The sequence below is a fragment of the Pseudomonas sp. ADAK7 genome, assembly GCF_012935675.1.
Lineage (GTDB): Bacteria > Pseudomonadota > Gammaproteobacteria > Pseudomonadales > Pseudomonadaceae > Aquipseudomonas.
On the sequence record NZ_CP052861.1, the window covers coordinates 3982382 to 3995560 of the forward strand.

Here is a 13179-nt window from a genome sequence, read left to right on the forward strand (position 1 = left end):
TCCCTATGACTATCCGTGAGTTACGGACTCTGTAATGTGCATTGCGTTCAATCCCTGCGGCTTGACAGAAGCGCAAATGACGCCCACGGCGGAAAAATGCTTATAATGCCCAGCGATTTTTTCCGCTTTTACTGCCAGCGCGGGTCGTTCTCTGTGTAGCCGGGACCCTGACGCCAAATTCATTCTTTACCCTGGATGTCCAAACGCCTTGATTCGTCTGCTGAAATTTTTCGGTTGGTCCATCGTCGCCGTTTTCTGCGGACTGCTTTTAGGTCTCAGTGGCGCCTATCTTTACCTTAGTCCGGGTTTGCCGTCCGTGGAGGCGCTGAGAAGCATTCAGTTGCAGATTCCTCTACGGGTATACAGCAGCGATAACAAGTTGATTGCAGAATTCGGCGAAATGCGCCGCACTCCGATCCGTTTCGCCGACATTCCCCCCAATTTCATTAATGCGTTACTAAGTGCTGAAGACGATAACTTCGCCAACCACTATGGCGTCGACCCGGGCAGCCTGATGCGTGCCGCGACCCAACTGGTCAAAAGCGGCCACATTCAATCCGGCGGCAGCACCATCACCATGCAGGTCGCGAAGAACTTCTTCCTGACCAGCGAACGCAGCTTCTCGCGCAAAACCACCGAAATCCTCCTGGCCCTGCAGATCGAGCGACAGCTGACCAAGGACGAAATCCTTGAGCTGTACGTCAACAAGATCTACCTGGGTAACCGCGCCTACGGCATCGAAGCCGCCGCGCAGGTCTACTACGGCAAATCGATTCGTGACGTCAGCCTGGCGCAGATGGCGATGATCGCCGGCCTGCCAAAAGCCCCCTCGCGCTTCAATCCGCTGGCCAACCCGGCCCGCAGTAAAGAGCGTCGCGACTGGATTCTTGGGCGCATGTACAAGCTCGGAAAAATCACCGAAGCCGACTACACCACCGCGATCAACGAACCACTGAACGCCAGCTATCACGTGCCGACCCCGGAAGTGAATGCACCGTACATCGCGGAAATGGCCCGTGCCGAAATGGTCGGCCGCTATGGCAGCGACGCCTATACCGAAGGTTTCCGCGTCACCACCACGGTGCCAAGCAATCTGCAGGAAATGGCCAATACCGCGCTCCACGAAGGCTTGATGACCTACGACCAGCGTCACGGCTATCGCGGTCCCGAGTCGCGCCTGCCGGGCAAGACCCGTGAAGCCTGGGCCACCGAGCTGACCAAGCAGCGCACCATCAGCAGCCTTGAGCCGGCCATCGTCACCCAGGTCGACAAGAACGGCCTGCAAGTGATGACCCGCACCGGTGACGAACACGTCAGCTGGGACACCATGAAATGGGCACGCCCCTTCCTCAACACCAACAGCATGGGCGCCAATCCGAAGCAGCCGGCGGACGTGGCCCAGGTCGGTGACCTGGTTCGTGTGCAGCGCCAGCCGGACAACTCGCTGAAGTTCAGCCAGATCCCGCAGGCGCAAGGTGCCTTGGTTTCCCTGGATCCACAGAACGGCGCCATTCGCTCGCTGGTTGGCGGTTTCGCTTTCGAGCAGAGCAATTACAACCGTGCCTTGCAGGCCAAGCGTCAGCCGGGCTCGAGCTTCAAGCCGTTCGTCTACAGCGCCGCCCTGGATAACGGCTATACCGCCGCCACCCTGGTGAACGACGCGCCGATCGTGTTTGTCGACGAGTACCTGGACAAGGTTTGGCGTCCGAAGAACGACACCAACACGTTCCTCGGCCCGATCCGCTTGCGCGAAGGCCTGTACAAGTCGCGTAACCTGGTGTCGATCCGTCTGCTGCAGGCCTTGGGCGTTGATCGCACCATCGACTACATCAGCAAGTTCGGCTTCAACAAGCAGGACCTGCCGCGCAACCTGTCCCTGGCCCTCGGCACCGCGACCCTCACGCCGATGGAAATCGCCACCGGCTGGAGCACATTCGCCAACGGCGGCTACAAGATCACGCCGTACATTATCGACAAGATCGACAGCCGCAACGGCGACACGCTGTTCGTCGCCAATCCGCCGAGCGTGCCTCAGGGCGATGCGGCGACCAGTGGCATTGCCGCACCGGTCTCCCAGTCGTTCACGGTCAACCCGCCCCCAGGCGAGGCCACGACCGCTCCCGGGGCGGTGCCGCAAACCCCGGCCCTGGCTGAACGTATCGTCGATGGCCGCACCACGTTCATTCTCAACAGCATGCTGGAAGACGTGATCAAGCGCGGCACCGGCCGTCGCGCACTGGCCTTGGGCCGCTCCGACATCGCAGGCAAGACCGGTACGACCAACGAATCCAAGGACGCCTGGTTCTCCGGTTACAACGCCGATTACGTGACCACGGTCTGGACCGGTTTCGACCAACCCGAGAGCCTTGGCCGCAGAGAGTTCGGCGGCACCGTCGCGCTGCCGATCTGGATGAACTACATGGCCGCCGCGCTCAAGGACAAGCCGCCGCACACGCAAGCGGAGCCGGAAGGCATCCTCAGTCTGCGGGTCGACCCGGTCAGCGGCCGTGCGGCCTCGCCAAGCACACCTGGGGCCTACTTCGAGCTGTTCAAGGCCGAAGACACGCCACCGTCGGCAAACGAACTGGGCAACGGCACCGCCCCGGGCAGCCCGCTGCCAGCGGACGAAGCGGCACCGATCGATTTGTTCTGATCCGGTGACGCAACAAAAAGCCCCGCCTTCGAGAGAAGTGCGGGGCTGATCGTTCCCACGCTCTGCGTGGGAATGCCTCTACGGACGCTCCGCGTTCGGCTACGAGCAGGGACGCGGAGCGTCCCGGGCTGCATTCCCACGCAGAGCGTGGGAACGATCAGCCGGCAGGCATAAAAAAGCCCCGACTCATGAGCCGGGGCTTTTGGTTGAGGCACTACAACGACTTAGCCGTTGAACACGTCATCCACGCTTTTCAGCGGGTAGTTCTTCGGATACGGCAGGGTCGCTACGCCGGTCTCGATGGCGGCTTTGGCCACGGCATCGGAGATCACGGTGATCAGGCGGGCATCCATTGGTTTCGGGATGATGTACTCACGACCGAATTCCAGCTTGATGCCGCCGTAGGCGTCGCACACTTCCTGGGGCACCGGCAGTTTGGCCAGCTCACGCAGGGCGTTTGCCGCGGCCACTTTCATTTCTTCGTTGATGCGCTTGGCGCGAACGTCCAGGGCACCGCGGAAGATGAACGGGAAGCCCAGTACGTTGTTGACCTGGTTCGGGTAGTCCGAACGGCCGGTGGCCATGATCACGTCGTCGCGGGTGGCGTGAGCCAGTTCCGGGGCGATTTCCGGATCCGGGTTGGAGCACGCGAACACGATCGGGTTGGCCGCCATGGACTTCAGGCCTTCGGCGCTCAGCAGGTTCGGGCCGGACAGGCCAACGAACACGTCTGCACCGGTCAGGGCGTCAGCCAGGGTGCGTTTTTCAGTCGCGTGAGCGAACACAGCCTTGTACTGGTTCAGGTCGTCACGGCCGGAGTGGATCACGCCGGTACGGTCAACCATGAAGATGTTTTCGATGTTGGCGCCCATGCTTACCAGCAACTTCATGCAGGAGATGGCGGCTGCACCAGCGCCCAGGCAGACGATCTTGGCGTCAGCAAGGGTTTTGCCAGCGATTTCCAGGGCGTTGATCATGCCGGCCGCGGTAACGATCGCGGTGCCGTGCTGGTCATCGTGGAATACCGGAATGTCGCACTGCTCGATCAGGGCACGTTCGATCTCAAAGCACTCAGGCGCCTTGATGTCTTCCAGGTTGATGCCACCGAAGGTGATGGAGATACGCTTGACGGTGTCGATGAAGGCTTGCGGGCTTTCGGAGTCGACTTCGATGTCGAACACGTCGATGCCGGCGAAGCGCTTGAACAACACGCCTTTACCTTCCATCACGGGTTTGGAAGCCAATGGGCCGAGGTTACCCAGACCGAGAATCGCGGTGCCATCGGAAATGACTGCAACCAGGTTGCCTTTGCCGGTGTATTTGTAGGCCAGTTCAGGATCGCGGGCGATTTCGCGTACTGGTTCGGCTACGCCGGGGCTGTAGGCCAGCGACAGGTCGCGGGCGGTAGCGGTGGCCTTGGTGAGCTCGACACTCAGCTTCCCTGGACGAGGATGGGCGTGATATTCGAGAGCGGCAGTTTTCAAATCAGACATGTGGGCATTCCGCTTTTTACTGTTGGACAGACGGACCGCCGAGGATACGCGTGTCGCAAAGTCCCTACAAGACTGACCGGTCACCCCTGTCAAGCGCCCGGCCCTGCGACTTTGGGCCAAGAGCCACGGAACACAAGGGATTGACTGTTCACAATCCAGATAAAAAATGTCTACAACTTTTTATCGAGAGGTCGTTTGCAGCATCGAAGGATCAGTCAGCGGCAGCAACCAGCGCGCCTGGCCCTCATCGAGTCCGCCACGGCGCGAGCGGTCCAGCACCCAGCCGCGGGCCTCGATCTGCTTGCCCTTCAGCCGCTCAAGCGCGGCAACATCGAATCGCCCCAGCACATTGGGTGCAACGCGCAATACAACCGAATCCTGCAACTCGATCCAAACCCCGCCGCGATTGCGCTGCACCTTGCTCACACGACCGCTGAGCACCGCGAAGCCGGACGCACGGATCTGCTGCGCTTTCAGTACAGGCGATTGCCGCCACAGCCCGAGGCCAGCCTGTCGGGCCGTTCGCTCCGCTGCTTGTTGGCAGCTCACCAAATCGACATTCGGCGCCACCGCCACCTGGAAACCGAGGCCCTCGGCGAGCATCTGCGCTTCGAGGTTGGCGCCTTTGACGCTGTAGACATGGGCCAACACGCGACCGTAGCGATCCTTGCCCTCTTTACCGGGCAGCAAACCGACCCGGCCATTGCTGGCGGCCACCAACGCTTCGAGGCGTTTGCGCGCGGCCACGGCGAAGGGTTCGTCGCTGCGACCTTGCTTGCCCAGTTCCGGAGTGTTCAAGCCGATCATGCGCACGCTGCGGCCGTCGCTCAGGCGCAGGGTGTCGCCGTCCACCACCCGTTGCACGGCGACAGGCGTCAAACCGCTCGGCGCCGGGCAAAAGGCCTGGGCGCCGGAAAGCCAAATCGCAGACACAAAAAAGGCGCCCACGAGGGACGCCTTTTTCATTAGCAAGGAAAAGCCCATAGGGCTCTTGAACCTTACTCTGCTGCTGCAGGTTTCTTGCCGAAGGCACCGAAACGGTCTGCGAAGCGCTGTACACGGCCGCCAGTATCCAGAGTCTTCTGCTTACCGGTGTAGAACGGGTGGCACTCGTTGCATACGTCAGTACCCAGTGGCTTGCACAGGTTCGAACGAGTTTCGAACTTGTTGCCGCAGCTGCAAGTTACTGCAATGACTTCGTACGCTGGATGGATATCGGCTTTCATGGTGTATTCCTCAGGCTAGCGTGCCGCCACTCAACACTATTGTTGAATACCGCACGTAATTAGGCCGCGGATTCTACCAGACATTCCTCATCACGCAAGCTGTCCCTTCTACCGACCGTCTGCTAGGCTCCCTGCCTTCTTCACCGCCCCATCATCGAGAAAACCTTCGCGTGCCCGACGCCATTTTGCGCCTCGCCCTGCCCTCGCCCCTGCGCCGCCTGTTCGATTACCGTGCCCCGGCCGGGGTCCTGCGCGCCCAGTTGCAGCCGGGTATGCGCCTGCGGGTACCGTTCGGCCGGCGGGAGATGATCGGCATTCTGGTCGAGGTCACCGACACCAGCGAAGTGCCGGTGGAAAAGCTCAAACCGGCCATCGCCCTGCTCGATGCCACACCGCCGCTGCCACCGGCGCTGTTCAAGCTGTGCCTGTGGACGTCCCAGTATTACCAGCACAGCCTCGGCGATACCTTGAGCTGGGCGCTGCCGGTGCTGCTGCGCCAGGGCGAACTGGCCGAAGCCCGCCAGGAGCGCTTCTGGTCCGCCGCCCCCGGCGCCAGCCTGGATGATCCGCGCATCGCTCGCGCTCCGCGTCAGCGTGAAGCCCTGGCCACGCTGGCCCAGCACCCCCACGGCGTCGCTCATCAGTTGCTGAGCAAATTGATGCTGAGCAAGGACAGCCTCGACCTGTTGCTGGCCAAAGACCTGGTGCAAGTCGAAATCCGCAAGCACGCCCCCGACGCCCGCCACGAACGCTGGCTGGCGCAACCGGAACTGCCGCTCAACCCGGAACAGCGCGCAGCCTACGAGGCGATCCGCGCCGGGTTCGACAGCTATCACGCGTTCCTGCTGGCCGGCGTCACCGGCAGTGGCAAGACCGAAGTCTATTTGCAGTTGATCCGCGAAACCCTCGAAGCCGGCAAGCAAGCGCTGGTGCTGATCCCGGAGATCAACCTCGGGCCGCAGACCCTGGCGCGCTTCGAGCAGCGCTTCAATGCGCGCATCGCGCTGATCCACTCGGCGGTCAATGATCGCGAACGCCTGGAAGCCTGGCTCGCCGCCCGGGACGGCGATGCCGACATTATTATCGGCACCCGTTCGGCGCTGTTCACGCCGATGAAAAACCCCGGCCTGATCATCATCGATGAAGAGCACGATGGCTCCTATAAACAGCAGGAAGGCCTGCGCTACCACGCTCGCGACCTGGCTCTGGTCCGGGCGCGGCAGGAAAACATCCCGATTGTCCTCGGCTCCGCCACGCCTTCGCTGGAAAGCCTGCATAACGCCTACACCGGCCGTTACGGTCTCCTACGCTTGAACGAGCGCGCTGGCGGCGCCAAGCAGCCACGCTTCCTACGCCTGGATGTGAAAAGTCGTCCGCTGGACAGCGGCATTTCCGGGCCGATGCAGCAAGCCATCGGTCAGACCCTGGCCGCCGGCCAGCAAGTATTGGTTTTTCTCAATCGCCGCGGCTTCGCCCCGACTTTGCTTTGCCACGACTGCGGCTGGATGTCCGAGTGTCAGCGCTGCGATGCACGGATGACCGTGCACCAACGCTCCGGCGAACTGCGCTGCCACCATTGCGGCTACGTCGAACGCGTGCCCCGGCATTGCCCGAAATGCGGCAAGGTCGATTTGCGGCCCGTCGGCGCGGGCACTGAGCGCGCCGAAGAGCGCCTGGCGATTCTGTTCCCGGACGTGCCGGTGCTGCGGGTCGATCGCGACAGCACCTCGCGCAAGGATGCGATGAATCAGCTGTTTGCAACGATTCAGAAAGGCCAGCCGTGCATTCTGGTCGGTACACAGATGCTTGCCAAAGGGCACCATTTTCCACGGGTGACGCTGGTGTCGATTCTCGATGCCGACGGCGGGCTATTCTCCGGCGACTTCCGCGCCAGCGAGCGCATGGCGCAGCTGATCGTCCAGGTCGCCGGCCGTGCGGGCCGGGCCGAAGAGCCGGGCAGAGTGATCATCCAGACGCACCTGGCCGACCATCCGCTGCTGGTGCAACTGACCGAACAGGGTTACTTCGCCTTTGCCGAACAGGCCTTGAGCGAACGCCGCGCCGCCGGCCTGCCGCCGTTTGCGCACCTGGCACTGCTGCGGGCCGAAGCGCACAAACCGGGGCAGGCCGAAGGCTTTCTCGATGAGGCGTGCAGCGAGGCGGAACGCTTGCTGGCGGAGCAGAATCTGAGCGGGATCGAATTGCTCGGACCGGTACCGGCACCGATGGAGCGTCGGGCCGGGCGTTATCGGGCGCAGTTGTTGTTGCAGGCTACGGCGCGGGCGCCGTTGCATCGGCTGCTCAGTAGCTGGTTGTTGGCGTTGGAGCAGATGCCGAGTGGGCGGGCGGTGCGTTGGTCGCTGGATGTTGATCCCGTCGACTTGTATTGATTGGAAGATTGCCTTCGCGGGCAAGCCTCGCTTCTACAGGTTATGTGTCGCTCGAAAATGATGCGGATGACACATAACCTGCAGGAGCGAGGCTTGCCCGCGAAGAGGCCCGATTTGTCACCACATATCCATAACCTGCCCGCTATAGTTGGCAAGCACGTCCGTGCCACGGATAATGCCCAGTTTTTCCACTAGCGCATCCAGGCGCCGCCGCGCTTGCGGTCGAAAGAGAACACCATGAAAGACACCATTCGCCAGCTGATCCAACAAGCCATCACCCAACTCGTCAACGAAGGTGTGTTGCCTGAAGGCCTGTCGCCGGCGATCCAGGTGGAAAACTCCCGCGACAAGAAAAACGGCGACTTCGCCAGCAACATCGCGATGATGCTGGCCAAACCGGCGGGCATGAAACCCCGCGACCTGGCCGAGAAAATCATCGCGGCCCTGCCGGCTGACGAAAACGTCACCAAGACCGAAATCGCCGGGCCGGGCTTCCTGAATTTCTTCCAGAACACTGACGCCCTGGCCTCGCGCCTGGACGCCGCCCTGGCCGACAAGAACATCGGCGTGCGCAAGGCCAGCCCAGTGCAGCGCACTGTGGTAGACCTTTCCGCACCGAACCTGGCCAAAGAGATGCACGTCGGCCACTTGCGCTCGACCATCATCGGCGACGGCGTGGCGCGGGTGCTGGAGTTCCTCGGCGACACCGTGATCCGGCAAAACCACGTTGGCGACTGGGGCACCCAGTTCGGCATGCTGATGGCCTACCTGCAGGAAAACCCGATCACCAGCGACGAGCTGTCGGACCTGGAAAACTTCTACCGCGCCGCCAAGCAACGCTTCGACGAATCCGAAGAGTTCGCCGACCGTGCCCGCGGCCTGGTGGTCAAGCTGCAGGCCGGCGACGCCGAGTGCCTGGCGCTGTGGACGCGCTTCCGCGATATCTCGCTGTCCCACTGCCAAGCGATCTACGAACAACTGAACGTCAAACTGACCATGGCCGACGTGATGGGCGAAAGTGCCTACAACGACGACCTGATAAACGTGGTCAACGACCTCAAGGCCGCCGGCCTGCTGGTCGAGAGCAACGGCGCCCAGTGCGTGTTCCTCGACGAATTCAAGAATGCCGACGGCGACCCGCTGCCGGTGATCATCGTCAAGGCCGACGGCGGCTACCTCTACGCCACCACTGACCTGGCGGCCGTGCGCTACCGCAGCGGCAAACTGAAGGCTGATCGCGCGCTGTACTTCGTCGACCAGCGTCAGGCCCTGCACTTCCAGCAAGTGTTCCAGGTCGCACGCCTGGCCGGTTTCGTGACGCACCCGATGGAAATGGAACACATGGGCTTCGGCACCATGAACGGCGCCGATGGCCGTCCGTTCAAGACCCGTGACGGCGGCACCGTGAAACTGGTCGATCTACTGACCGAAGCCAAGGACCGCGCCTATACCCTGGTGAAAGAGAAAAACCCGGAGCTGGCCGAAGACGATTTGCGCAACATCGCCAAGGTCGTGGGCATCGGCGCGGTGAAATACGCCGACCTGTCGAAGCACCGCACCAGCGACTACAGCTTCAACTTCGACCTGATGCTGAACTTCGAAGGCAACACCGCGCCGTACCTGCTGTATGCCTACACCCGCGTCGCCGGTGTGTTCCGCAAGCTCGGCAAGGACTTCAGCGAAGTCGAAGGCCAGATCGTCCTCGAAGCGCCGCACGAACACGAACTGGCGGCCAAACTGGCGCAATTCGGCGAAGTGTTGAACAACGTTTCCGATAAAGGAACGCCGCACATTTTGTGCACCTACCTGTACGATGTCGCCGGCCTGTTCTCCAGCTTCTACGAGAACTGCCCGATCCTCACCGCCGACACTCCGGCGCAAATGCAGAGCCGCCTGCGCCTCGCCGCGCTGACCGGCCGCACACTCAAGCAAGGCCTGGAACTCTTGGGTCTGGAAACTCTGGAGCGTATGTAAGTTGGCTGCCAAGAAAAAACCTGCACCCAAGCGTGGCGCCAGTCGTTACACCGCTCCTGCCAAGCAGCCGATCCCGGGCTGGCTGTGGATGGCCATCGGCCTGACGGTCGGTGCGTTCATCGTGTTCCTGATGAAGCTGGAGCCGGGCAAGGGCAGCGAAAGCGCCAAGCGCGAGAAGATCGAGCAGCAGAAAGCCAGCAAGATCGCCGAGGCCAACAAGACCCCGCCGAGCCCGACGCAACCGGTGAAGCCGAAGTACGACTTCTACACCTTGCTGCCGGAATCGGAAGTGATCGTGCCGCCGGACGCCGTGCCGGAGAAAACCCTGCCGACGCCGCAAGTGCCGACAGTTCCGACGACGCCGGTAACGCCGGAGCAAGCAGCGAAGATCGACACCGCGCGGGCCCAGGCAGCGTTGGCCGGGATTACCCCGCCACCGCCACCACCGGTTTCCAAAGCGGCGCCGGTGACCAAGTTCTTCCTGCAGGCCGGTTCGTTCCGCAAAGAGGCTGATGCCGATAAGGTTCGCGCGCAGATCATCTTGCTCGGCCAGGCCGTGGCGGTTGAGTCCGGCATGGTCAAGGATGAAACCTGGTATCGGGTCTTGGTCGGGCCGTTCAGCAACCGCGAACAACTGACCACCGCCCAGAAACAACTGGCCGGCAGCGGTTTCAGCAACCTGTTGTTACAACAACGCCAGAGCCGCTGACCGTCCTCCAATCATTCCCACGCTCCGCGTGGGAATGCCTCAAAGGGACGCTCCGCGTCCAGTGACGCGGAGCGTCACGGGCTGCATTCCCACGCGGAGCGTGGGAACGATCAGTACTCACGCCGCTCGTCCTCTCTCCCGCCCTGCAGTTGAAAAAATCTCCACCACCCCCATATGAGTTGGCATAAGGCATTTTCGCCCCGCTGCGTGGAGACTCTCCCTTGACCACCATCGTTTCAGTTCGCCGCCACGGCAAAGTCGTCATGGGCGGCGACGGCCAGGTTTCGCTCGGCAATACCGTGATGAAAGGCAACGCGAAGAAAGTTCGTCGCCTGTACCACGGTCAGGTCATCGCCGGTTTTGCCGGGGCTACCGCTGACGCCTTCACCCTGTTCGAGCGCTTTGAAGGCCAGCTCGAAAAACATCAGGGCCACCTGGTTCGTGCCGCCGTCGAACTCGCCAAAGAATGGCGCACCGACCGCTCCCTCAGCCGCCTCGAAGCCATGCTCGCGGTCGCCAACAAAGACGCATCCCTGATCATTACCGGCAACGGTGACGTGGTCGAACCCGAAGAAGGCCTGATCGCCATGGGTTCCGGTGGCGGCTACGCTCAAGCGGCAGCCAGCGCCTTGCTGAAGAAAACCGACCTGTCGGCCCGGGAAATCGTCGAAACCGCGCTCGGCATCGCCGGCGACATCTGTGTATTCACCAACCACACCTTCACCATTGAGGAGCAGGACCTCGCCGAGTAAGCCTGTTTAGGCCTTAGTGCCACGGCTCGCTTTTGCCAGAGGACCGCCAATTACTATGTCCATGACTCCCCGTGAAATCGTCCACGAACTCAATCGCCATATCATCGGCCAGGACGATGCCAAGCGCGCCGTCGCCATCGCGCTGCGTAACCGCTGGCGCCGGATGCAGCTGCCGGAAGAGCTGCGTGTTGAAGTAACGCCAAAGAACATCCTGATGATCGGCCCGACCGGTGTCGGTAAAACCGAGATTGCCCGTCGCCTGGCCAAACTGGCCAACGCGCCGTTCATCAAGGTCGAAGCGACCAAGTTCACCGAAGTCGGCTATGTCGGCCGTGACGTCGAGTCGATCATTCGTGACCTGGCTGACGCGGCGATCAAGCTGCTGCGCGAACAGGAAATGACCAAGGTTCGCCACCGCGCCGAAGACGCTGCCGAAGATCGCATCCTCGATGCCCTGCTGCCGCCGGCACGCATGGGTTTCAGCAACGAGGAATCGACGTCGTCTGCCGATTCCAACACCCGTCAGCTGTTCCGCAAGCGCCTGCGTGAAGGTCAGCTGGATGACAAGGAGATCGAAATCGAAGTCGCCGAAGTGGCGGGCGTCGATATCTCCGCGCCACCGGGCATGGAAGAGATGACCAACCAGTTGCAAAGCCTGTTCGCCAACATGGGCAAGGGCAAAAAGAAAAGCCGCAAGCTCAAGGTCAAGGAAGCACTGAAACTGGTGCGTGACGAAGAAGCCGGGCGTCTGGTCAACGACGAAGAGTTGAAGGCCAAGGCCCTGGAAGCAGTCGAGCAGCATGGCATCGTGTTCATCGACGAAATCGACAAGGTCGCCAAGCGCGGCAATTCCGGTGGCGTCGACGTCTCCCGCGAAGGTGTGCAGCGTGATTTGCTGCCGCTGATCGAAGGCTGCACCGTCAACACCAAGCTGGGCATGGTCAAGACTGACCACATCCTGTTTATCGCCTCCGGCGCGTTCCACCTGAGCAAGCCGAGCGATCTGGTGCCTGAGCTGCAGGGTCGCCTGCCGATTCGCGTCGAACTGAAAGCCCTGACCCCGGAAGACTTCGAGCGCATTCTCAGCGAGCCGCACGCGTCGCTCACTGAGCAATACTGCGCACTGCTGAAAACCGAAGGCCTGACCATCGAGTTCCAGCCGGACGGGATCAAGCGCATCGCCGAGATCGCCTGGCAGGTCAACGAGAAAACCGAGAACATCGGTGCCCGTCGCCTGCACACGCTGCTTGAGCGTCTGCTGGAAGAGGTGTCGTTCAGCGCCGGTGACCTGGCCAGCGCCCACGATGACAAGGTGATCCTGATCGACGCCGAGTACGTCAACAGCCACCTCGGCGAATTGGCGCAGAACGAAGACCTGTCCCGTTATATCCTGTAAGCCAAGCGACCCTCTGTAGGAGCACAGCTTGCTGGCGATGGCGTACTTGAAATCGCCATCGCCGGCAAGCCGTGCTCCTACAGGAGTCAGACCACGCGCCTACAGACGGACTCCAGGTCATGACCCAACTCCCCACCGACATCAAACTGCACAAAGCCTCGAAAACCCTGTCGCTGAAATACGCGTCCGGCGAGGAATTTCACCTGCCCGCCGAGTTCCTGCGCGTGCACTCTCCTTCCGCCGAGGTCCAGGGCCACGGCAAACCTATCCTGCAATTTGGCAAAATCGCCGTCGGCTTGAGCAAAGTAGAACCGGCCGGTCAGTACGCACTGAAATTGACTTTCGATGACGGCCACGACAGCGGCCTGTTCACCTGGGAATATCTGTACCAGTTGGCGGTACGCCAGGAAGACCTCTGGAACGATTATCTTGCCGAGCTCAAAGCCGCCGGCAAAACCCGCGACCCGAGCCAGTCCATCGTCAAGCTGATGCTCTAGGTCAGGCCTCTTGCTCTTTAGAGGGCATTTTCTAATTTCATCTGTTTGAATGCTCCGCTGCGGCGTCGAGGATCGGCCCGCTTGCGAAA

At 61.6% G+C, this 13179-nt stretch carries 10 protein-coding genes; 7 read left to right on the forward strand and 3 right to left on the reverse strand.

Translation table 11 applies throughout. From position 1 onward, the window contains the following. The first annotated feature begins 211 nt into the window (after positions 1-211). Positions 212-2653, forward strand: coding sequence for a penicillin-binding protein 1A (locus tag HKK53_RS18305; protein ID WP_429528431.1), 2442 nt, complete (start codon positions 212-214; stop codon positions 2651-2653). 224 nt (positions 2654-2877) lie between these two features. On the opposite strand, the gene HKK53_RS18310 is transcribed toward HKK53_RS18305, so the two are convergent. From HKK53_RS18310 to rpmE, 3 genes are all read right to left on the reverse strand, one after another. Then, positions 2878-4146 carry a malic enzyme-like NAD(P)-binding protein gene (locus HKK53_RS18310; protein ID WP_054054610.1) on the reverse strand — a complete coding sequence of 423 codons (1269 nt, stop codon included), beginning with the start codon at positions 4144-4146 and terminating at the stop codon, positions 2878-2880. 180 nt (positions 4147-4326) lie between these two features. After that, positions 4327-5130, reverse strand: coding sequence for a thermonuclease family protein (locus HKK53_RS18315; RefSeq protein ID WP_169371995.1), 804 nt, complete (start codon positions 5128-5130; stop codon positions 4327-4329). Positions 5131-5144: 14 nt separating this feature from the next. Then, positions 5145-5372, reverse strand: a complete 228-nt coding sequence (gene rpmE, locus HKK53_RS18320; protein WP_169371996.1) for a 50S ribosomal protein L31 — start codon at positions 5370-5372, stop codon at positions 5145-5147. Positions 5373-5542: 170 nt separating this feature from the next. Between rpmE and HKK53_RS18325 the strand changes: the two genes are divergently transcribed. The 6 genes from HKK53_RS18325 (at position 5543) to HKK53_RS18350 (ending at position 13090) form a co-directional block, all read left to right on the forward strand. Continuing rightward, complete coding sequence (locus HKK53_RS18325) at positions 5543-7762, forward strand: primosomal protein N' (protein ID WP_169371997.1); 2220 nt, start codon at positions 5543-5545, stop codon at positions 7760-7762. A 237-nt stretch (positions 7763-7999) separates the two neighbouring features. Continuing rightward, the gene (gene argS, locus HKK53_RS18330) at positions 8000-9736 is read left to right on the forward strand and encodes an arginine--tRNA ligase (RefSeq protein ID WP_169371998.1); all 1737 of its coding nucleotides are present in this window, start codon (positions 8000-8002) and stop codon (positions 9734-9736) included. 1 nt (position 9737) lies between these two features. After that, positions 9738-10445 carry an SPOR domain-containing protein gene (locus HKK53_RS18335; protein ID WP_169371999.1) on the forward strand — a complete coding sequence of 236 codons (708 nt, stop codon included), beginning with the start codon at positions 9738-9740 and terminating at the stop codon, positions 10443-10445. A gap of 221 nt (positions 10446-10666) precedes the next feature. Beyond that, entirely contained in the window at positions 10667-11197 is a 531-nt protein-coding gene (gene hslV, locus HKK53_RS18340) for an ATP-dependent protease subunit HslV (protein WP_007899242.1), read from the forward strand. 55 nt (positions 11198-11252) lie between these two features. After that, the gene (gene hslU / locus HKK53_RS18345; protein ID WP_133837878.1) at positions 11253-12593 is read left to right on the forward strand and encodes an ATP-dependent protease ATPase subunit HslU; all 1341 of its coding nucleotides are present in this window, start codon (positions 11253-11255) and stop codon (positions 12591-12593) included. A gap of 119 nt (positions 12594-12712) precedes the next feature. Further along, the gene (locus HKK53_RS18350) at positions 12713-13090 is read left to right on the forward strand and encodes a gamma-butyrobetaine hydroxylase-like domain-containing protein (RefSeq protein WP_092274514.1); all 378 of its coding nucleotides are present in this window, start codon (positions 12713-12715) and stop codon (positions 13088-13090) included. Positions 13091-13179: the final 89 nt, after the last annotated feature.

Coding starts and splice junctions, on each gene's coding strand:
- rpmE (WP_169371996.1), bottom strand. CDS start 5,372: ATGAAAGCCGATATCCATCCAGCGTACGAAGTCATTGCAGTAACTTGC.
- HKK53_RS18315 (WP_169371995.1), bottom strand. CDS start 5,130: ATGGGCTTTTCCTTGCTAATGAAAAAGGCGTCCCTCGTGGGCGCCTTT.
- hslU (WP_133837878.1), top strand. CDS start 11,253: ATGTCCATGACTCCCCGTGAAATCGTCCACGAACTCAATCGCCATATC.
- HKK53_RS18350 (WP_092274514.1), top strand. CDS start 12,713: ATGACCCAACTCCCCACCGACATCAAACTGCACAAAGCCTCGAAAACC.
- argS (WP_169371998.1), top strand. CDS start 8,000: ATGAAAGACACCATTCGCCAGCTGATCCAACAAGCCATCACCCAACTC.
- HKK53_RS18310 (WP_054054610.1), bottom strand. CDS start 4,146: ATGTCTGATTTGAAAACTGCCGCTCTCGAATATCACGCCCATCCTCGT.